Genomic DNA, 19,535 nt, shown 5'->3' on the forward strand with positions numbered 1-19,535 from the left:
TTCCAGCAGCACGTGCAGTCGACCGAATGAAGCCACCTGACGGAGAACGCACATGGCCCGAGCAGATGAACCGAAGCCATATACCCCCACTGAAATCGACGACACCGAAGACCGCATGGGTAGCGTGCATGAACTGGACTTCGACGAGCGCCTGGATGAACGCGAGGGGCGTGTGGGTGACGAGCGACCGGTCGCGGACGTGGCACGCGAGTTCCCACCGCGACGCGTGGCAGAAAGCGGCATGACCGGCGGCGAGGCGTTGAGCGATAGCCTGCACGAGGACAACGTCACCTACGACGACCTGAGCCCGGACACCCTGCTGGACGAAACCGGCGCCCGCGACCCGCACGAACCGGGCGGCAGCGGCGGCCCTGCAGACAAGACCCTGAGGCGGGTCGAAGCCAATGAGATTGGCGGCGGCATAGGCCTGGACGAAGCCGAACTGGCCCGTTCCGCGCCGCTGGATGGCGAACCGTGGACCGATGACGTGATCGATGACGAGGAGAGCAAGCCATGAACGAGGTACGTTGTGCCTGTGCTCATTGTTCCTGCACCGTGGATGCCAATGCCTTGCAACTCGAAGGCAAGGTATATTGCTGCGAGGCCTGTGCCAGCGGGCATCGCAATGGCGAGCCGTGCCGGATGCCTGATTGCCACTGTGGCGAAAAGACTGGGGAAAGCGCGGTGGACAATGCGCTGGACGAGACCTTCCCGGCGAGTGACCCGATTTCGCCCTGAAACATCGCCGTCCCATAGGTTCTGCATAGGTCTATAGGGCTGTGATGATCCTGTGGGAGCGGCCTTGTGTCGCGAAAGGGCCGCAAAGCGGCCCCGGCAATTTTCCGTGCGAAGCTGAAATCCTGGGGCCGCGCTGCGGCCCCTTCGCGACGCAAGGCCGCTCCCACAAAAAGCAGCGCGCGAGCCTGCAGAATCAGTGAGTCTGCCAGATGCCGTTGTTACGCTCGCAATCGGTGCGGGCCTGGCCCAGGCTGGGGGTGTCGTAGTAGTAGGTGATCACTCGCGCATCCTTGGGCAACGCCGGTTTGTCACCGCCAGCCGCCTTGGGGTTGGCCAATGCCTCCTGGGTCAACGGTGCGATGCAGCTGCCAACGCTGCCATCCGCACAACGCGCGACCTTGTGCTTTTCACTGTTGAGCATGTCCTTGCTCTCGTTGCTGCATGACCAGTTGATCGCTTCGGCGGGCAGGTTGCTGTAGCTGTAGCAGCTGTGCCGCTCCACCGGCGTGACTGCCTCGCTGGAGGAGCGGGTGAGCACGTTGCAGGCTTCGGCCAGGGCCTGGCTGCTGACCAGGCTGGTCATCATCAGTATCAACATCGGCTTCAAGACAGCACCACGCATTTGTCACCTCCGGGGCCAGTGGCCCTTGCCAGCTCTAGGCCGGCTTGTCACGCCGGCGCATGGCCTTGGCGCGTTTCTCCAGGATCAGGTAGGTAAGCACCGCCAGCAATAGCGGCACCAGGTAGTACAGCGTGCGGTAGCCCAGCAGGGCCGCCACCAGCGTGCCTTGCGCAAGCTGCCCGTGCAGCAGGGCCAGGAATACCGTTTCCAGCACACCCAGCCCGGCCGGGATATGCGCGACCACACCGGCAACGCAACTGATCAGCAGGATGCCAAGTATCGACGGGTAGAACGCTTCGCCAGGCAGCAGCCAGAAGATCAGCAGTGCCATCAGCGCCCAGTTGCTGGCACCCAGTACCACCTGGCACAGCGCAAGGCGCAGCGACGGCAGCGTTACCTCATGCTCGCGCCAGCGCCAGGTTCGCTTTTTGGCAAAACCACAGGCCAACAGGTAGCCTGCGGCAATCGCCAGCAATACCAGGCCGATCAGTTGCAGGCCGGTGGCGCCCACCGCCCAGTTGGCGGGCAGCTCGACCAGGCGCAAGGCGAACACCGTGCCAGCCAGCAGCATGTAGCCCATCCAGTTGGTCAGCAGGCCCAGGGTGAGGATGCGCGTGATGGTTGCAGTGTCCAGGCCCAGGCGGCTATACAGCCGGTAGCGCAAGGCGACGCCGCCCACCCAAGTGGTGAAATTGAGGTTGAACGCATAGCACACGAAGGCCACTGGCAGCACCTGGCGAGCCGGCAGTTGGTGGCCGGTGTAGGCCCGGGCCAGCAAGTCGTAACTGGCAAATGTCAGGTAGCTGCACGCTGCCAGCACCAGGCCGATGGCCAGGGTACCGGGCTTGTAGGCCAGCAACGACTGGCGCACTTCGTTCCAGTCCAGGTTGCGCGCCAGCAGGTACAGCAGCGCAGGGATCAGGATCAGGAATGCCAGGGTGAACAGCCGTTTGCCCCAGGTTTGCCAGTGTTTTCGCGCCATCAGGTCTTGCCCTCGTGATAGTCACCCTGTGCCTCGGCCTCCGGCTGCACCGAGCGCAAGTGCTGGCGGTGCGCCGGAAACCAACCGGCAATCCGCGGGAAATGGCGAATAACGTGGAAGCACAGGAAAATCAGCGGCGCCCGCCACCAGTAACCGCGCACCATGCGTTCCAGGGTGACCGGCTTGCATTGTTCGCTGGCCAGCATCTGCAGGTGCTGGTTGAGCTGCTGGTTGAAGTCGCGGTCGCGGATGAACAGGTTGGCCTCCAGGTTGAACGACAGGCTCAACGGGTCCAGGTTGCTGGAGCCGACCGTGGCCCACTCATCGTCCACCAGCGCCACCTTGCCGTGCAGTGGCCGCTGGCAGTACTCGTGAATGGCCACACCGTCGCGCAGCAGGTAGTTGTACAGCAGCCGCGACAACGCCCGTACCCAGCGCATGTCTGGCTGGCCCTGCAGGATCAGCCGTACCTCCACGCCGCGCCGGGACGCATTGCGCAATTCACGCATCAGCCGGTAGCCCGGGAAGAAATAAGCATTGGCCACCACGATGCGCCGTCGGGCACTGCGAAACGCCTGCAGGTAGTGGGCCTCGATATCGGTGCTGCGCACCTTGTTGTCGCGCTCGACCAGCACGGCGGTGCAGGTACCGGCAGGCTCGGTCAATGGCCTTACCGCGCTGGGCGGCTGCAGCACCGGTGACATCAGGCGCTTGCTGGAGGCATGAACCTGTGCCACCACCGGGCCGACGACCTCCACGGCATAGTCCTGCTTGGCCATGGGGCCAAAGTCGCCCAGATGGTCGGCGCTGTAGTTGATGCCGCCAATGAAGGCCCGCTCGCCATCGATCACCACGATCTTGCGGTGCAGGCGCCGGAACAGGTTGGTGCGCATGCCCACCAGCCGCGGCTGCGGGTCGAAGGCATGGAAACTGACGCCGGCATCGGTCAAGGCCGCAATGAATGCTTCAGGCAGGTCGGCCGTGCCGTAGCCATCCACGGCCACTTCGACGCGTACGCCGCGGCGGGCGGCATCAATCAGTACCTGCTGCAATTGCTGGCCAACCTTGTCGTCGAAGATGATGAAGGTCTCCAGCAGGATTTCTTCCCGCGCCTGGGCCATGGCCTCGAACACGCGGGGGTAGTATTGCTCGCCATTGATCAGCAACTGCACGCTGTTGCCGTCTACCCAGGGTCGGTTCACAGTTTGATCTCCGAAGCCAGAGGGGCGTGGTCGGAAAGATGCGACCACGGGTATTTCGACAGCACCTGAGCCGTACCGGGCATGGCGTTGCGCAGGTAGATGCGGTCCAGGCGCAACAGCGGCAGACGCGCCGGGAAACTACGCGCCGGGGTGCCGAAATGCTCGCCGAACGCTTCCACCAGGTGTTCGCACAGCACCGCATCGGCCTTCAGCCGCCAATCGTTGAAATCGCCGGCAACGATCACCGGTGCCTTGGGCGGCAGGCTGTCGAGCAGGTCCAGCAGCAGCTTCACCTGGCGTTGCCGGTGGGCCTCGCGCAAACCCAGGTGCACGCACACCGCATGCACCTGGTCATGGCCAGGCACTTCCAGCTGGCAGTGCAACAGGCCGCGCTGCTCGTTGCCCTGCACCGAGACGTCCAGGTTGTCGAAGCGGCTGATGGGGAATTTCGACAGCAGCGCGTTACCGTGGTCACCATGGGGGTATACGGCATTGCGACCGTAGGCGAACTGCGGCCACATGCTGTCGGCCAGGAACTCGTACTGTGGCGTATCCGGCCAGGCCGGATGGCGCAGGGCATGTTGCTGGTGGCTGCCGTGCACTTCCTGCAGGAATACCAGGTCGGCGCCGGTGGCCCGCACGGCTTCGCGCAACTCGGGCAGGATGAAGCGCCGGTTGAAGAAGGTGAAGCCCTTGTGCACGTTCAGCGTCAATACATTCAGCCGACGCACGGCAGTGATCTTGTCGATGATGCAGTGCGGGGCAGGCAAGGTCCTGTTCACAGGGTCACCTCCGGCACCACGCCAGGCTCGGTCATCAGCTCATGGTCCAGCGAGAGCTTCTGCAACAGGCGTCGGGCATCATAAGGCGCGTGGACCTTCTGGTCGTTGTCGAAGTAGCAGTAGACGTCACGGGCGGCGCGCCGCGGTGGCGGCCCTGGCACTACCAGCTGGGCATCGTCGGCCTGGCGGCCCTGGCTCCAGTGCTGGATGCGCTGCTTCCAGCGCCGCAGCGCCTGGGCGGTATAGCCACTGCTGTACAGTTCGACATCGCCATGCAGGCGCATGTACACGAAGTCGGCGGTAACGTCCTCGACATAGGGCCATTTCCCGGCGCTGTCGGCCACTACCAGCGCCACACGGTGCTTGCGCAGCAGCTTGATGAAGGCTTCGCACAGAAAGCTTTCATTGCGGATTTCCACGGCGTGACGCAGCCGTGCATTGCCCTTGATGTCAGTACCACCGTTGCCCCTCAGGCGCTGCGCACACCCTAGTGCGCATTCGCGCGCTGCCTTGCGGTTGTGCGGTAGCAATTCGAGAAAACTTGTGAAGCGGGCCTCGTCGAACTTCATGTTCGGTGGAAACTGCCACAGGAATGGCCCCAGCTTCTTGCCGAGCAGCAACGGCCCGGATGCGAAAAAATTGGCCATGGCTTCTTCGATGTCCTTCAGTCGGCGTACATGGGTGATGTAGCGCGGGGCTTTCACCGCGAACACGAACCCGGGCGGCGTTTCGTCATGCCAGCCCTGGTAACGTTCGGGTGTTTGCAGGCTATAGAACGAGCCGTTGATTTCAATGCTGTTGACCGCTCGCGAAGCGAACGCCAGTTCTTCGTCCTGCGGCAGGCCCTTCGGGTAGAAATCCTTGCGCCACGGGCCGTAGCGCCAGCCGGAGATGCCGATGCGGATATCGCTCACGCTGCCTTCCTCATTGCCGGGTCCTTGTTCGGTCACTCTGAAAGTGCGACCGGTCAACAGCGGCCAGGGTTCAGCACGGTTGACCAACGGAAAAGGCTGATGCCGCGCGGAACTTTGCGGCCTGCGACGTTTCCACCGAATACCCGCTACGAGGAAGGGAGCCAGGATGAAATTCGACCGTTTCGCCCAATGGCTGGCCAATTGGGCTGGCCGCCCGCAAACCTTCGGCATCGCCTGCCTGCTTATCCTGATCTGGGCAGTGACCGGGCCGTTGTTCGGCTTCAACGACACTTGGCAACTGGTGATCAACACATCGACCACCATCATCACCTTCCTCATGGTGTTCCTGATCCAGAACACCCAGAACCGCGACAACGACGAACTGCACATCAAAATCGATGAGCTGTTGCGCACCACCCAACAGGCGCACAAGGCGCTGCTGGACCTTGAAGACATGGATCCGGCCGAGCTTCATGCCCTGCGCAAGCAGTACCGGCAGATGGCCGGGCAGGGTGACGATGCGCAGAAAACCAAGGAATGACCTGCCAACCCTGGAGGCAAGCATGGCCAGACATATCGTCCACTTTACCGGGCCCATCAATTCATCCACCTGCGGCAACCTGATCAACACCTGTTCGCGAGCCTTGCAGCAAGGCGCCGATGTACTGCAACTGAACATCGCCACCATGGGCGGCGAGTGCAGCTACGGGTTTACCTTGTACAACTATCTGCGAGCGTTACCGGTCGAGGTTCACACCCACAACCTGGGCACGGTGGAATCCATGGGCAACATCCTGTTCCTGGCCGGGGAACGGCGTACGGCATGCAGTTACAGCAAGTTCCTGTTCCACCCGTTCCACTGGACCTTGCATGGCTCGGTCGACCACTCACGCATGGCCGAATATGCGATGAGCCTGGACTATGACCTACGGCTGTACGCACAGATCGTCGCCGAGCGGACCGAAGGGGCGGACGAGGTGCTGGATGTGCCGCGGTATCTGATGGCCTACCCGCGGATATTGGGGCCACGGGAGGCATTGGCGAACGGGATGATCCATGCCGTAGACGAAATGCCGATCGAGGTGGAGGCATGTCAGTGGAGCGTGCATGCCTAGCGATTCCTGTGCCTGCCTCTTCGCGGGTGAACCCGCTCCCACAGAACGACACATGACTCATCGGTTTAGTGAGGTTCAGTAGGAGCAGCCTTGTGCTGCGAAGAGGCCGGTACTGACAAGCCTGCACGACCGCCCAGACCAAAAGTGCTGGGCAATCTCCTCAGCCACTCAACCGAACCTGTGGGAGCGGGTTCACCCGCGAAAGGGCCGGTACAGGTGGAGAAGGTCTACCTCACTGACGCTGCCGTAGCCCGGTCACAGGCCAGCAACGAACGGATCAGCCGCTTCATCTCGTACTTGAGCATGGGCACCTGATCCGGGTGGGCGAACCGCCAATCGGCAATTTCATGCAACGCCTTGGGATGCGGAGCATCGGCGAATTCCGCCTCGAACACATAATGCATGCGCTCTGCCGCTTCATGGCGCATCAACAGGGTCAGCGATTCTGCCTGCAACCCGGTTTCTTCAAGCAATTCACGCTCCGCTGCCTGTACCGGCGTCTCGCCGGGCTCTATCTTGCCGCCGGGCAGGGTCCAGGCGGCATTGGGCTTTCTCACCCACAACCATTTATGGGGTTGTTTGCCATGCCGGCAGATGATGGTTGCGCGATGCTTGACTGGTTTCATTCAGGCTCCTGGGCGAATCCTTGATTCCATGTAGATTCGGCCCCCGGCCGCAATGAACGTTGCGTTCAAAGCGACCAACGGTCAGTAAGGCACCGAGCCGCTCAGGGCCTCGATGGCCTCCACCAGTTCGTCATAGCCCACCGGCTTGTTCAGGTGCCGGTCGAAGCCTGACTGGCGCGACTTGTGCTGGTCGGCGCTGGCACCATAGCCGGTCAGGGCGATGGCCGGGGTATGGCGCAGGTGCGGGTAGCCGCGCAGGGCCTTGATCAACGCATGGCCGTCCATTATCGGCATGCCGATATCCGAGAGGATGATGTCGTATTCCGCACCCGCAGCGGCATCCAGGGCTTCACGTGGCTTGCTGAAGGCATTGACGCTGGCACTCTCCATTTCCAGCAGCTCCTGCATTACCGCCAACACCTCTACAGAGTCATCCACCAGCAACACGCGAATTCCATCCAGGCGGCCCACGCTCAGCGGCTCCGAGCCCTGTGCACGCTGCGGGCACTGCGTATCGCAAAGGGGCAGGGTGACCGTAAAGGTGCAGCCCAGGCCAAGCCCCGGTGACGCCGCGCGGACTTTACCACCATGGGCCTCGACCAGTTGCCGTACCAGCGACAGGCCGATGCCCAGGCCTTCCCGGCTGTGGCTGGCCTGCTGCGGCGCAGCCTGTCTGAACAGGTCGAAGATATGCTCGAGGCTGTCGTGGCTCAGGCCCACGCCATGGTCGATCACTTGCAGGCGTGCGCTATCCTCGTCGTGGCTCAGCACCAGGCGTATCTCGTTGCCCGCCGGGCTGAACTTCAGCGCGTTGTTCAGCAGGTTCCAGATGATCTGCTCCAGGCGGGTAACATCACCCTCGATCATCATCGGCAGGTTGTCGGCGGGCAGCTCCAGGCGAACCGGGCAGGGGTGTTGCTCGCTTGATACCACATCATGGATGCCCTGCAGGAGGGCGAGCAGGTCCACCGGTTCGGTCTTGAGTTTGAGCTTGCCAGTGCGAATGCGCGCCACATCCAGCAGGTCGTCGATGATCCGCGCCTGGCTGGTTACCGCATCACAGATGGTACCAACGGCCTTGCTCGCTGCACTGATGTTCCTCAGCGACGGCAGGCGGCGCAGGATCTCGGCATTGAGCTGGATCAGGTTGAGCGGGTGCTTGAGTTCATGGGACATGACGGCGAAGAACTCGTCCTTCATGTGGCTGGTGCTCTGCGTCTCGGCCAATTGCTTGCTCAGGCGCTCTTCGCCCAGGCGCACGCGCTCTTCGGCGGCATGGCTGCTGCTGATGTCGATGAAGGTAAGCACCGTGCCGTCGATTTTCTGCTCGCTGGAGCGGTAGGGCAGCAGGCGCGCCAGGTACCAGTGATCACCCTGGCCACCGATTTCACGCTCGATGATGGCCTCGCCCTGGGCCACCGCGCGGGCATCGTCGGCCAGTGCCGGGTAATCCAGGCGGTGGGTGATGTCGAGCAGGGAGCGGCCGGTATCGACTGGCAGGATATTGAACAGGTCGGCGGCGCGCGGCGTGAACCAGCGAATATGCAGGTTGCGGTCGACGAACACCGTGGCGATCTCGGTGCAGGCGATCAGGTTGCTGAGGTAGTCGTTGACCTTGTCGGTTTCCTCGACCTTGTTCTTCAGCTCGTAGTTGACCGTGAGCAGTTCCTCGTTGATCGACTGCAGCTCTTCCTTGCTGGTTTCCAGTTCTTCGCTGGCCGAACGCAACTCTTCGTTGATGGCCTGCATCTCTTCGTTGGAAGCCGTCAGCTCCTCGCTGGAGACCTCGGACTGCTCGATGGTATCCTGCAGCTGCAGGCGAGTGCGCTGCAGTTCACGTTCGAGGTTGTGCAGGACCATGCTGTCAGTCTGCCGGATGACGCCGGGCAACGGCAGGGACGGGTCGGGCGCGCGCTCCTCGAACACCACCAGCAGGCAATCGCTGGCACCGAGTTCGTCCTTGTACGGCTGCACGGTGATCTCCACCTGCAGTTTGCCCATGGTTTCTGCCAGGTCGACAGGGCGCGAGGTCACCGCCTCGGTCCCCTGACGCGCCTGGAACAAGGTGCTGCGCAGGCCCAGGCGCAGGGGCGGCAGCACCAGGTTCAGCAGGCTGCGGCTCGGTTCGCCACCGGCCAGTTGCAGAAAACGCCCCACGCCTTCGCTCATGTGCAGGATATTGCCGTCGATATCGACGATCAGGCTCGGCGGCATGCGGCGCGCCAGGGCGCGGTAGTGCAGGTCGGCGAAGGATGGCTTGCGCCCCGGCTTGGCCTTGGCCAGCACATCCTGCGGCATGCTGGCGGCCGAAGTACCGGGCAGCTGGCGGCCGGAACGGTGGCCGGTATTGCTGGCATCGAGTGCGCGGAAAATGCGGTTGCGCTTGTCCACCGGGGCGAACAGTTCATTGGCCACGTCGGCCGACTCGGACGAACCGAGGAACAGGTAGCCACCCGGGCGCAGGGCGAAGTGGAACATCTGCAGGATGTCACGCTGCACCTCGCGGTCCAGGTAGATCAGCAGGTTGCGGCAGACAATCAGGTCGATCTGCGAGAACGGTGGGTCCGACAGCAGGTTATGCCGGGCGAACAGCACCTTTTCGCGAACCTCCTTGCGCACCCGGTAATGCTGGTCTTCCTTGATGAAGAACTGGCGCAGCCGGCTGGGCGGCACGTCGGTGACGATCGCTTCGGGGTAGGAGCCGCTGCGGGCGATGCCGATGGCGCGTTCGTCCAGGTCGGTGGCGAACACCTGAACCTTGCACGAGCGCTGCTCAAGTGCCAGCTGCTCGCAAACCAAAATGCCCAGGCTGTAAGCCTCTTCGCCGGTGGAGCAGCCGGCCGACCACACGCGGATCTCGTCCGCGCCCTCGGCCGGGTCGCGTTCGCAGGCCAGCTGCGGCAGCACATGGCGCTCCAGGGCTTCGAAGGCTTCGCGATCGCGGAAGAAATTGGTCACGCCAATCAGCATGTCAGCCAGCAGCGCCCTGGATTCTGCAGGGTGCTGTTCCAGGTAATGCAGGTAGGCCGCCAGGTCTGCCTGGCCGGTCACATGCAGGCGGCGCTCGATGCGCCGTAGCACCGTGGCGCGCTTGTAGTGCTGGAAGTCGTGGCCGGTATTGCTGCGCAATTGCAGCAGGATCTCCTCGAGCATCGGCTCGCAGGCCTGGGCATCGCCTGCGCGGGTGCCCAAGGCTGGTGGCAGGGTGTCGTCATCTATTTCCGGGAGCCGCACCTGGCGGGCATTGCGCCACAGCTCCAGCAGCTTCTGCGGCATTTCTGCCGCCGGCAGCACCAGGTCGACCATGCCGGTCTCGATGGCAGCGCGGGGCATGCTGTCGTATTGAGCGTCGTCCGGGGTTTGCGCCAGGGTCACACCGCCTTGCTCCTTGATCCGCGAAAGGCCCACGGCGCCGTCGGCACCGGTGCCGGACAACACCACGCAGAAGGCGTGGTCCTTGTGCACGTCAGCCAGGTCACGGAAGAACAGGTCGATGGCCACGTGGTCGCCACGGCGGCGGTTGGCGGGGGTCACGCGCAGGTAGCCGTCGTTGGTGGACAAGCGATTGGCTGGTGAAATCACGTAGATGTGGTTGCGCTCGATCGGCACCGGCTCGGTCACCTGGCGCACCGGCATCTGCGTGGTCTCCTGGATGATGCGGTCGGCGACGCTCTGGTGGTCGGGGGACAGGTGCAGGACCACGACAAAGGCCATGCCGCAATCGTTGGGCATTTGCCGGAACAACGTACAGATCGCTTCCAGGCCGCCTGCCGATGCACCGATGCCCACCACCGGAAAATCCAGGTGGCTGGGGCTGAGCGCCGGGTTCTGGGGCGAGGCAGGTTGCTTGAGGGACGACTTCATGGACGGAGCCTTGTACAGACCGGGACGTTCCGCCCTCAGCAGCATCATCGGGCGTGTGTGTGGCGGGATTATAGGCCGTCGCCATATCATTGAGACCTCTGCTTGCGAAGGAAAGTGCGACCCAGCTGCTTATGTCACGCAAACATTTTGCCGGCCCATGTTTGGTGCCACTGGTCAGTTGCCGGCAAAACCATTGAGCAGACTCCGTGATCGGCGGCTCGGAACCAAAGCATGGCAAAACATCCATGCGACCCATCCATCGCAAGGAGAAACCACATGGCGCAGGATCAAGAGCGAACCAGCCAGCGCGGCGGCACCAAGGAAACCAACCCTGGCAATTTTGCCAATGATCGGGAACGGGCCTCCCGTGCGGGGCACAAAGGCGGGCAGGCATCTGGCGGCAACTTCGCCAATGACCGCCAGCGGGCATCGGAGGCCGGGCGCAAGGGCGGCCAGAACAGCCACGGCGGGGGGCGTCAACAGTGAGTCGAGGTTGCAGGCCACCCGGTACCGCAGGTGCCGGGTGGCGGCCAAGCCCTGCGTACCGAGGCATCCAAGGCCGTTGGTACCTCTTGTTCGACAATTTTTTGAATCTTCCGGCCAAGCCCCGATCAATCAGGGTGTCATCCATGGAGAAGAGGAGGCCCCTGCGATGCCTAGCCCACAGCTGTACATCATCGATTATCAACTGCATGGCCAGCCACGCAGTTTCATAATCCGTCTGGAAACACTGGACAATGCCGAGGCCTGGCACTGGGCGAGTTGCGATGCGGGCATCGGCATCATCCCCAAGTTCGGGCGCGAAAAAATAAGGAGAGTCAGCAGGCCGATGGCCGAACGCTACGGGATTACCGCGGTGAGCTGGCGGGTATCCGGCGGCAAGCCGAGCCAGTCGGTCAGGGGGCCGGCGACAACAATGTGACCCCCGACTGCACAACCCGTGCGGGAGCAACTGTCTTGCCCATATTCAGAAAGTCGACGCGATCCCTGTAGCAACGGCACAGCCGCCCCAGCATTTCCTGAGCAGTCCACGTATCATTACCCGGCTGCCTTCGCCTGGGAATCTCGCGTCACATGTCTATCCGATTGAAACTGCTGCGAAAGAAACTGGGGATGACCCTGGAGCTGCTGGCCGACAAGACCGGCATGACCAAGAGTTATCTGTCCAAGGTCGAACGTGGCCTGAATACCCCCTCGATCGCCGCTGCGCTGAAGCTGGCGCGGGCTCTGAATGTCAATGTCGAAGAACTGTTCGCCGAAGAGCAGGCCGGCCAGAGCCGCTACAGCCTGGTGCGCCATGGCGAGCGCCAGGCCTTGGTGGGTGACGGGGCCGGGCCGGGGTACGCTGCCCTCACCAGCCAGGTCGGGCAGCGCAGCCTGCTGCCGTTCCTGATCCAGCCGCCGATCGAGTTCAGCGACCCCACGTTCAAGGAACACCTGGGCGAAGAATTCCTGTTCGTCCACGCCGGCCAGGTGGAAGTGGACTTCATGAGCGAGCGCGTACTGCTGGAGCAAGGCGATGCCTTGCATTTCAATGCCCAGACACCACACCGGCTAAGGTCGGTAGGGCCACTGCCGGCGCAGTTGCTGGTCGTGGTGCACCACGCAGACGAATAAGACGCCGGGGCGCCAGAGCGCCCCGCCTTGCCTTTCTCAGGGATGAAACGTTGGCGCCACCATGGCAGCGCCTTATGCTCAACTTGTACGTCGATATTTTGACGATACCATCCGTTGCCCATTGAATTTTATTATAGTGTCGAATCGTTGACGCAATGTCATTGTGTTCATAAGCTCAATTCAACAGTCATGCAACTCGCGAACACCACGCCAACAAATACTTGATTTTCCTCTTACAGGAGGGGCGTATGCGCACGGCTCTGATTATCAAATCGATGTCTTTGCTGGCGCTGTTGAGTGGCGCGGCGCGTGCGGCGGATATGTATATCAATCAGAACAGTATCATCCCTGTTTCAACCGCAGGTTGGTTCTTTGCATTTGCTGTCGTTGGCTTCGTGGCAGTCGCCAACAGGAACAAGATCTGAGTCCGCCAGCCTGGGGTTAACCCTTGACGCCAGCGGCCCGGGGCCTGGCTTGTGAATTCCCGAGCCGTTGCTATATTGCCAGTAGCCCGTGCAGGTCCACGGTTGCAGGCAGCACAGCCCAGGCTGCACAGCGTCAAGGCAGGCCTCTGGAAGATCGAGGCCATCGCGGTTGGCGTATGCCGCGAAGCGGAGCGAGAGTTGGTGTGTTGTTCTCATTCAGTGCTCTTTTTCGGGCCGTTTCGGCCGGAGGGACCCTCATGGTGCGTTCAATGTTTGCCGCGTTCTGCATGCTGATGGCGTGGTCTGGTGCCGGTAAGGCCGACCCGAACAATGCTACCTACCTGCTCAGCCCCGGCGATGTGGTGATGGTTTCGGTATGGCAGGAAGATAGCCTGCGCCAGGAAGCCACTGTACTTCCCGATGGCAGTATCACGTTCCCCCTGGCCGGGCGCATCGATGTTGCCGGGCTGGATGTGACGACCGTTGAAAAACAAGTGGCTGCCAAACTCGAGAAGTTTCTCCCCGACCCGAACGTCAGCGTTGTCGTCAAGAGCATTGCCGGTAACCTGGTCTATGTACAAGGCAAGGTGATCAAACCCGGGCCGGTACAAATGGCAGGCCCTACGGCAGTGCTGCAGGCCCTGAGCATGTCTGGCGGCCTGGACAAGTTTGCCGATGAAAGCGAAATCAAGGTGGTGCGTGGCACCGGAGCTTCCCAAAAAATCCTGCCCGTGCGATATAGAGACCTGGTGTCTGGCCGGGATATGTCCACCAACATCCAACTGCAGGCTGGCGATACGCTGGTCGTTCCTTGATCTTGCCTTCAATAAGAACACTTAATGCCTCTTCTAAGAACAACTAGCATTGCAACGGCAATCTTGGTGTTGCCATTTACGGACACAGTCCTGGCAGCAAATTGGCAGTCTACGGTGGTAGTACCGACATCCGTCGAACATGACAGCAACCCCTTGCTGCTGTCGTCGGGTGAAAAGGGCATAACGCGCACGATCATCGCGCCGGATTACACCCTGATCGGTACCTTCGACCGTGACGAACTGAGGTTGGGGCTGGGCATGAACGTATTACGCTCATCTGACACGGCGGTGGTCGACGACCGTGAGGACCCCGACGTCAGCCTGGGCTGGCAGCGCCAGACCGAGCGCGGGCGGTTCGGCCTGCTGGCGCGTTACAACGAAAGTTCGACGCTTTCGGGAACGGTGCTGGATACCGGCGTGGTCACCACCGATGGCACGCAAAAGCTGTATACGCTGGCCGGCAACTGGAGCCAGGCGGTTACCGAACGCAGCACCCTGAGCAACGAAACCACGTACAACCGTGCACGTTATGACATCAGTACGCTGACGGGTTACGAAGAACTGGGCAACGTGTTCACCTGGACCTACGCCTGGAGCGAGCGGGCCGATCTGTACAGCCGCTTTGGCGCCCGGCGCTATGAGCCCGAGCAGGACCAGACGGCGACGGCGTCCAACAGCTACAGCCCGGCGGTCGGGGTCAAGTACCAGCTCTCCGAACGCCTCAGCGCCGACGCGCATGTGGGTGTCACCGAGGTTTCCGGTGACGAAGGTGGCCGACGTGGGGAGGGTGGGGTAGCGCTGCTGTATACCGGTGCGCGCGCCGTCGCCAGCTTCACAGCAGAACGCAGCACGGTGGCCAGTGCCGAAGGCGGCTTCGCCGAGCTGGACCAGGTGCGCGGTGTGTGGAGTTATGCCGTCAGCGAATTGACTCGGGTGGGCGCGGACGCTGCCTGGCAAGACAGCAAAGGGCAGACCCCCAACACCCTGCAGACTTACAGCGTGTGGGCCAGCCGCGAGTTTTCGCCGTACTGGGACCTGCGCCTGTCGCTGATGTACAAGGAACGGCAGCAGGATCACGAAGCCGATGCGAACGCTACTATCGTGGGTTTGACGTTGACGTACAGGTACCCCGACATCTGAACTTCAGGCAGGTGGCCCCATGAAGTCCGACTACGAGCTATCCCTCAGAGATTACATCGCCATAATCAAGGACCGGGCCCTGTTATTGGGGTTGAGCATCGCAGTCATCCTGGCCGCGACCGTCGCAGTCGCGGTGATGGTGCCGCCGATCTACCAATCGACCGGCACCATCCTGGTGGAGTCGCAGCAGATTTCCCCCGAGCTGGTGTCGACCAACAACACCAGCTTTGCCGATGAACGCATCGAAGTGATCCGCCAACGGGTGATGACCCGCGAAAACCTGCTACGCATCATCGACAAGTACAACCTCTTCCCCGACAAGCGCTTCAGCGACGGCGACAAGATCGACCACATGCGCAGTGCCGTCGTGGTCGAGACCCTCACCACCTATGTACGCGGGCGCGGTGAAGCGACCGTGGCGTTCAATGTGTCCTTCGAGCACAAGCAGCCAGAGGTGGCCAAGGAAGTCGCCGACGAGTTGGTGACGCTGTTCCTCAACGAGAACCTCAAGCAGCGTACCGAGCGAGCCAACGAAACCACCGAGTTCCTCACCCAGGAGGCAAACAAGCTGGGTGCCGAGCTGGCCAGCCTGGAAAACCAGCTGGCGGATTTCAAGCAGGCCCACGCCAACGCCTTGCCCGAACACCAGACCTTGCGCATGAACATGCTGTCACGGTCGGAGCTGGAGTTCCGCGAGGTCGACCGTGATTACAAGGCCGCCCAGGAAGAGCTGCGTTACCTTGAACTGGAACTGTCTGCGGCCAGTGCCGGGCTGGCCACCAAAACCGGGGAAGGCCCCAGGGCGGCCAGTGCCGAACAGCCCCAGGACCTGCCCAGCCTGAAGGCCGAGTATGCCCGGCTGCTCAGCCGCTACAAGGAAGCCCACCCCGATGTGGTGACGGTCAAGCGCAGGATCCAGGCGCTCGAAGCCAGTGGCAATCGCACGCTTGCGGCCTCCACGGTCGGCCTTGATGTCGCCCGCGTGCGCGCCAAGATGAGTGCGGCACAGGAGCGCATTGCTTCGCTGGCCGAGCAAAAGCGCGAATTGACCCGCAAGATGGAAGGCTACGAGGCCGAGATCCTCGAGGCACCGCAGGTCGAGCGTGGCCTGGTGACCTTGATGCGCGACCACGACAATGCGCGCAAGAAGTACGAGGAAATCCGCGCCAAGGAAATGGGTGCGAAGATTACCGAAAGCCTGGAGCAGGAGAACAAGGCCGAGCGCTTCGTGCTGCTGGAACCACCGCTGATGCCCGAGAAACCGATCAAGCCCAACCGCAAGAAAATCGCTGCTCTGGGCCTGGTGCTGGCACCAGCAGGTGGCGGTGCGCTGGTGATGTTGATGGAAATGTTCAATCAGCGTGTTCGCGGCGTCGGTGCCCTGGAAAACCTGCTGGGCAGGCGGGTGCTGGTGGCGTTGCCATACATCGATACCAAGGCCGATGTGGCCAGGCGCAAGCGGTGGCGCAACTGGCTTATCCTGGCGGCACTGGTACTGGCGGCTATCATGGTGGTGCTGGTGCACGTGTTCTACATGCCACTGGATGTGCTGTTGCTCAAAGTCATGTCTCGGTTTGCATAGGAAAGCAGTGATGGACAGGACCAAGCCGGCTGTTGGCAATAATCTTCACCAGGTTACCCCGGGCACTCCGCAGGCCTTGTCACCCGCCCCTGGGACGGCGCTGGCAGAAGTGCCTGGCCAGTTCGATTACGTGAACACCAAGGTGGTGCCGCTGCGCGCGGAGCACCTGGAGCGTCACCGTATCGTCGCCTACAACAAGAACTCCCACATGAACGGGCCGATCGACCTGCTGCGCACGCAAGTGCTCAGGACCATGGACGAGAATGGCTGGCGAACCTTGGCCATCACCTCGCCAACCCCCGAAGCGGGCAAGACGGTGCTGTCGATCAACCTGGCCATGAGCATTGCCCACCACACCACCAAGACCGCTTTGCTGGTGGACTTCGACCTGCGTCGGCCCAAGGTCGGCAGCAGCCTGGGCCTACCCATGGATCAGGCGTTGAACGAGTTTCTGACCGACAAGGCCCTGCTGCGGGACTGCCTGGTCAACCCGACCTTGCCTCGGTTCGTGGTACTACCCACACGGGTACCGGTGCCACTGTCTACCGAAATGCTGTCATCGCCCAAGGTGAACAACCTGATCAGCGAACTGCGCAACCGCTACGAGTCGCGCATCTGCATTTTCGATTTGCCACCGCTGCTCAGCTCTGACGATGCGATCACCGTGATACCCAAGTTCGATTGTGTGCTGCTGGTAGTGGCCAACGGTATGAACAACAGGAAGGAAATCGAAGATTGCCTGCATCACCTGGCCAGGGTGAACCTGGTGGGGACGGTATTGAACAAGGCTGACGAGCAGCCTCGTACCTATTATTGAGGTTCGGGGTTCCGGGGCTGCTTCGCAGCCCATCGCGCCCAGGCAATATGCGGTAGCGTGATTGCCTGAGCAAGAAAGCGGATGCAGGCAGGGCTGTGGATGCGTACAGTAGGTTGATCGCAACCTGGCAGGAGCCTGCTTATGTCCAGCGCATTCACCTTCATGCAGTCGCCTGTCGGCACCCTGACCCTGGTAGCCCGTGGCGAGTGCCTGGCAGCCGTACTCTGGGAAGAGGAGCGGGAAAACCGCGTGCGCCTTGGCGCCCTGCACCGTGATGACCAGTGCCCGGTACTGCTTGAAACCGCCCGCCAACTCGGCGAGTACTTTGCCGGCAAACGCCAGCGCTTCGACCTGGCACTGGACTTTGCCGGCACCGAATTCCAGCGCCAGGTGTGGACCGCGCTGTTGGCGATACCGTTCGGTGAAACCCGCAGCTACAGCGACATCGCCCGGCAGGTCGGCAACCCCACTGCGGTGCGTGCGGTAGGCGCTGCCAATGGCCGCAACCCGATCTCGATCATCGCCCCGTGCCATCGGGTGATCGGTGCTTCGGGCAGCCTCACCGGCTTTGCCGGCGGCCTGGCGGCCAAGCAGTACCTGTTGGCGCTGGAGGGCCGGCAAAGCCTGGCACTGGACCTGTAAGGCGTCAGCAGAACCAGCTGGCGACCAGGCAGACCAGCACGGCCAACGCTGAGCCAGCCACCAGGGTGTACTGCCGATGAGCCCGGCGCGCATGTGGCTTGACTGCGCGCAGGTACTCGCCGGGCGTCGGCGCATCGGGCCGGTGGCGCAAGCCCTCGGCCACATCGGCCAGTTGCCCCTGAATCAGCAGCCCCGTCAGGTAGTAGGTACAGGCATAACTCAGCAACGCCAGGAACAGATAGATCATGCTGGGTGCGGGGCCAAAGGCACCGCCATGGCACTGGCGTTGGCGGTATCCAGCACGATCAGCCCTTCGCTGCGGTCGTCCAGGCGGGCCAGCAGGTGCCCCTGGCTGTCCCATGCCGCCGAGCCACCGGCGCCAATGAAGGTATCGGCCGGCCCCACGCAGTTGGCCAGCAACACCGTCATGCCCAGCTCACGAGCCACCTCGGGGTAGTGCAGATAACCCTCGTGGATGCCCTTGGCCGTCTTCGCCACGCTGACCAGATACAGGTCGGCACCATGTTCCCGTGCGGCCGCCGCATGGGCCATGAACATCGATTCGTAGCAGATCGCAGGCGCTACCCGGTGGGCGCCGACCTGCAGCAGCAAGGCTTGATCGCCTGGGGTGAACCAGGGCAGTTCATCGTCATGCAGGCGCCGCTTGGCATAGGCCTGGCGCGGTACACCGGGGCTGAGAATTGGCATGCCGATACGAATGCCATCAGGTGTCGGTAGTGGCAGGCCCACGGCCACGGTGATACCAAGCCGGTCGCAGGCTGCCTGCAGCGGGTCCAGCCGCGCCGAACTGACAGGGAGGGCGACCTGCCGCGCGAGGGTTGGCTCATAGCCGGTAAGTGACAGTTCGGGAAATACCACCAGTTCCGCGCCAAGGGCTGCAGCCTGTTCGATGCAGGCCAGGTGGCGTTCGAGGTTGGCTTGCACATCGCCCTTGAGCGACGCCAGTTGCACGGCGCACAACTTCATGAAAAACCCTTCCCTGGTACAGGTTGAAAGGCCGAGCATACTATCGGCACCTGCGCCTGTACCAGTGAAGGGCGTTTCAGGATGCCGGGTGGACGGCGAAGCGCTGGCGGAACCAGTCGTCGAGCATGGCCTTTTCGGCATACAGGCGGTCGCTGCTGCTCGTGACCCGGCCCGGGCGGCTGAGGTACATCTTGTCGCTGACCCGCTCCTGCGCCTGCTGGTCGGGTTTGCCCGGTTGGGTGAGGGTGTAGCTGAGGTCGATGGTCGGCCAGGTGATTTCGCGCATGTAACGTACATCGTAGGCCTGGCTGTGCCAGGGCTCGAAACGCCCGGCCAGGTCGATGTCGCGAATATCGATGACCAATTGCTGGCCAGGTTGCAGGTAGCGTTGGCCAAGCTTCTGCAGGTACTGGGTCAGGGTGTTCATCACATAGGCGTCGGCGCCACGTTCGTACCCGTGGCTGTCGAGGCTGGCATCGCGGAATTTTTCCGGATGCTCGAAACGTACCTCGACCTGCGCGGCCGGGGCACCTTGTGCCATGCTGTCCAGTGACAGCGCCATGAGCACGGCACACACGAGGGCGGTACGCATGATGCACCTCCGGGGCAGATTGCGTGTGTTTTCATTTTACCCCTGGCATGGCGCTACCAGCAGAGGAAGATTG

Annotated in this window: 23 protein-coding genes; 13 read left to right on the top strand and 10 right to left on the bottom strand. The window is 62.2% G+C overall.

Annotation, left to right across the window (positions count from 1 at the left end; all coding sequences use genetic code 11):
• The first annotated feature begins 52 nt into the window (after positions 1-52).
• Together CAF92_RS02420 and CAF92_RS02425 are read left to right on the top strand one after the other, a co-directional pair.
• On the top strand, positions 53-517 hold the full coding sequence (locus tag CAF92_RS02420) for a phosphotransferase system, HPr-related protein (protein WP_085598959.1): 465 nt from the start codon (positions 53-55) through the stop codon (positions 515-517).
• Positions 514-738: a metallothionein gene (locus tag CAF92_RS02425; RefSeq protein WP_025339091.1), complete on the top strand. Its 225-nt coding sequence runs from the start codon at positions 514-516 to the stop codon at positions 736-738. Before CAF92_RS02420 ends, CAF92_RS02425 begins: the two co-directional genes overlap by 4 nt.
• Positions 739-931: 193 nt before the next feature.
• Here the strand turns inward: CAF92_RS02425 and CAF92_RS02430 are convergent, their stop codons facing one another.
• From CAF92_RS02430 to CAF92_RS02450, 5 genes are read right to left on the bottom strand one after another with little or no spacing between them, the layout of a single operon-like run.
• The gene (locus CAF92_RS02430) at positions 932-1,360 is read right to left on the bottom strand and encodes a hypothetical protein (protein ID WP_085598961.1); all 429 of its coding nucleotides are present in this window, start codon (positions 1,358-1,360) and stop codon (positions 932-934) included.
• A gap of 34 nt (positions 1,361-1,394) precedes the next feature.
• Positions 1,395-2,342, bottom strand: coding sequence for a lysylphosphatidylglycerol synthase domain-containing protein (locus CAF92_RS02435; RefSeq protein ID WP_085598963.1), 948 nt, complete (start codon positions 2,340-2,342; stop codon positions 1,395-1,397).
• Complete coding sequence (clsB, locus tag CAF92_RS02440; RefSeq protein WP_085598965.1) at positions 2,342-3,544, bottom strand: cardiolipin synthase ClsB; 1,203 nt, start codon at positions 3,542-3,544, stop codon at positions 2,342-2,344. The genes CAF92_RS02435 and clsB overlap by 1 nt, the downstream gene beginning before the upstream one ends.
• Positions 3,541-4,326: an endonuclease/exonuclease/phosphatase family protein gene (locus CAF92_RS02445; RefSeq protein WP_085598967.1), complete on the bottom strand. Its 786-nt coding sequence runs from the start codon at positions 4,324-4,326 to the stop codon at positions 3,541-3,543. Before CAF92_RS02445 ends, clsB begins: the two co-directional genes overlap by 4 nt.
• Positions 4,323-5,240 (bottom strand): DUF72 domain-containing protein, encoded by a 918-nt coding sequence (locus tag CAF92_RS02450; protein ID WP_046614384.1) that lies wholly within the window; start codon positions 5,238-5,240, stop codon positions 4,323-4,325. Before CAF92_RS02450 ends, CAF92_RS02445 begins: the two co-directional genes overlap by 4 nt.
• A gap of 166 nt (positions 5,241-5,406) precedes the next feature.
• Between CAF92_RS02450 and CAF92_RS02455 the strand changes: the two genes are divergently transcribed.
• Both CAF92_RS02455 and CAF92_RS02460 read left to right on the top strand, forming a co-directional pair.
• On the top strand, positions 5,407-5,781 hold the full coding sequence (locus CAF92_RS02455) for a low affinity iron permease family protein (RefSeq protein WP_085598968.1): 375 nt from the start codon (positions 5,407-5,409) through the stop codon (positions 5,779-5,781).
• 22 nt (positions 5,782-5,803) lie between these two features.
• On the top strand, positions 5,804-6,355 hold the full coding sequence (locus tag CAF92_RS02460; RefSeq protein ID WP_046614163.1) for an ATP-dependent Clp protease proteolytic subunit: 552 nt from the start codon (positions 5,804-5,806) through the stop codon (positions 6,353-6,355).
• 227 nt (positions 6,356-6,582) lie between these two features.
• Here CAF92_RS02460 and CAF92_RS02465 read toward each other — a convergent pair whose 3' ends face one another.
• Together CAF92_RS02465 and CAF92_RS02470 are read right to left on the bottom strand one after the other, a co-directional pair.
• The gene (locus CAF92_RS02465) at positions 6,583-6,981 is read right to left on the bottom strand and encodes an NUDIX hydrolase (protein WP_085598970.1); all 399 of its coding nucleotides are present in this window, start codon (positions 6,979-6,981) and stop codon (positions 6,583-6,585) included.
• Positions 6,982-7,062: 81 nt separating this feature from the next.
• Positions 7,063-10,845 carry a CheR family methyltransferase gene (locus tag CAF92_RS02470; protein ID WP_085598972.1) on the bottom strand — a complete coding sequence of 1,261 codons (3,783 nt, stop codon included), beginning with the start codon at positions 10,843-10,845 and terminating at the stop codon, positions 7,063-7,065.
• A 276-nt stretch (positions 10,846-11,121) separates the two neighbouring features.
• On the opposite strand from CAF92_RS02470, the gene CAF92_RS02475 reads away from it, so the two are divergent.
• The 9 genes from CAF92_RS02475 (at position 11,122) to CAF92_RS02510 (ending at position 17,883) form a co-directional block, all read left to right on the top strand.
• Positions 11,122-11,331, top strand: a complete 210-nt coding sequence (locus tag CAF92_RS02475) for a general stress protein (protein ID WP_003259459.1) — start codon at positions 11,122-11,124, stop codon at positions 11,329-11,331.
• A 166-nt stretch (positions 11,332-11,497) separates the two neighbouring features.
• Positions 11,498-11,767 (top strand): DUF6555 family protein, encoded by a 270-nt coding sequence (locus CAF92_RS02480; RefSeq protein WP_085598974.1) that lies wholly within the window; start codon positions 11,498-11,500, stop codon positions 11,765-11,767.
• Between the two features lie 152 nt (positions 11,768-11,919).
• Positions 11,920-12,462, top strand: a complete 543-nt coding sequence (locus CAF92_RS02485; RefSeq protein WP_085598976.1) for a helix-turn-helix domain-containing protein — start codon at positions 11,920-11,922, stop codon at positions 12,460-12,462.
• 248 nt (positions 12,463-12,710) lie between these two features.
• Entirely contained in the window at positions 12,711-12,887 is a 177-nt protein-coding gene (eppA, locus tag CAF92_RS27400) for an EPS-associated small membrane protein EppA (RefSeq protein ID WP_170978847.1), read from the top strand.
• 257 nt (positions 12,888-13,144) lie between these two features.
• Complete coding sequence (locus tag CAF92_RS02490; protein WP_046614251.1) at positions 13,145-13,702, top strand: polysaccharide biosynthesis/export family protein; 558 nt, start codon at positions 13,145-13,147, stop codon at positions 13,700-13,702.
• 24 nt (positions 13,703-13,726) lie between these two features.
• Positions 13,727-14,842, top strand: a complete 1,116-nt coding sequence (locus tag CAF92_RS02495; RefSeq protein WP_085598978.1) for a hypothetical protein — start codon at positions 13,727-13,729, stop codon at positions 14,840-14,842.
• A 19-nt stretch (positions 14,843-14,861) separates the two neighbouring features.
• Positions 14,862-16,424 carry a Wzz/FepE/Etk N-terminal domain-containing protein gene (locus tag CAF92_RS02500; protein WP_085598980.1) on the top strand — a complete coding sequence of 521 codons (1,563 nt, stop codon included), beginning with the start codon at positions 14,862-14,864 and terminating at the stop codon, positions 16,422-16,424.
• A gap of 10 nt (positions 16,425-16,434) precedes the next feature.
• Positions 16,435-17,241: a CpsD/CapB family tyrosine-protein kinase gene (locus CAF92_RS02505; RefSeq protein WP_085598982.1), complete on the top strand. Its 807-nt coding sequence runs from the start codon at positions 16,435-16,437 to the stop codon at positions 17,239-17,241.
• Positions 17,242-17,382: 141 nt separating this feature from the next.
• On the top strand, positions 17,383-17,883 hold the full coding sequence (locus CAF92_RS02510; RefSeq protein ID WP_046616689.1) for a methylated-DNA--[protein]-cysteine S-methyltransferase: 501 nt from the start codon (positions 17,383-17,385) through the stop codon (positions 17,881-17,883).
• A 4-nt stretch (positions 17,884-17,887) separates the two neighbouring features.
• On the opposite strand, the gene CAF92_RS02515 is transcribed toward CAF92_RS02510, so the two are convergent.
• The 3 genes from CAF92_RS02515 to CAF92_RS02525 form a co-directional block, all read right to left on the bottom strand.
• On the bottom strand, positions 17,888-18,130 hold the full coding sequence (locus CAF92_RS02515; RefSeq protein ID WP_046616688.1) for a hypothetical protein: 243 nt from the start codon (positions 18,128-18,130) through the stop codon (positions 17,888-17,890).
• Positions 18,127-18,870 (bottom strand): carbon-nitrogen hydrolase family protein, encoded by a 744-nt coding sequence (locus CAF92_RS02520; RefSeq protein WP_085598984.1) that lies wholly within the window; start codon positions 18,868-18,870, stop codon positions 18,127-18,129. The genes CAF92_RS02515 and CAF92_RS02520 overlap by 4 nt, the downstream gene beginning before the upstream one ends.
• 76 nt (positions 18,871-18,946) lie before the next feature.
• A complete protein-coding gene (locus CAF92_RS02525) occupies positions 18,947-19,462 on the bottom strand; it encodes a DUF3016 domain-containing protein (RefSeq protein ID WP_085598986.1) in 516 nt (171 codons plus the stop codon).
• Positions 19,463-19,535: the final 73 nt, after the last annotated feature.

This window comes from Pseudomonas sp. B10(2017) (assembly GCF_002113295.1).
In the GTDB taxonomy this organism is placed as follows: Bacteria; Pseudomonadota; Gammaproteobacteria; order Pseudomonadales; family Pseudomonadaceae; genus Aquipseudomonas; species Aquipseudomonas pudica.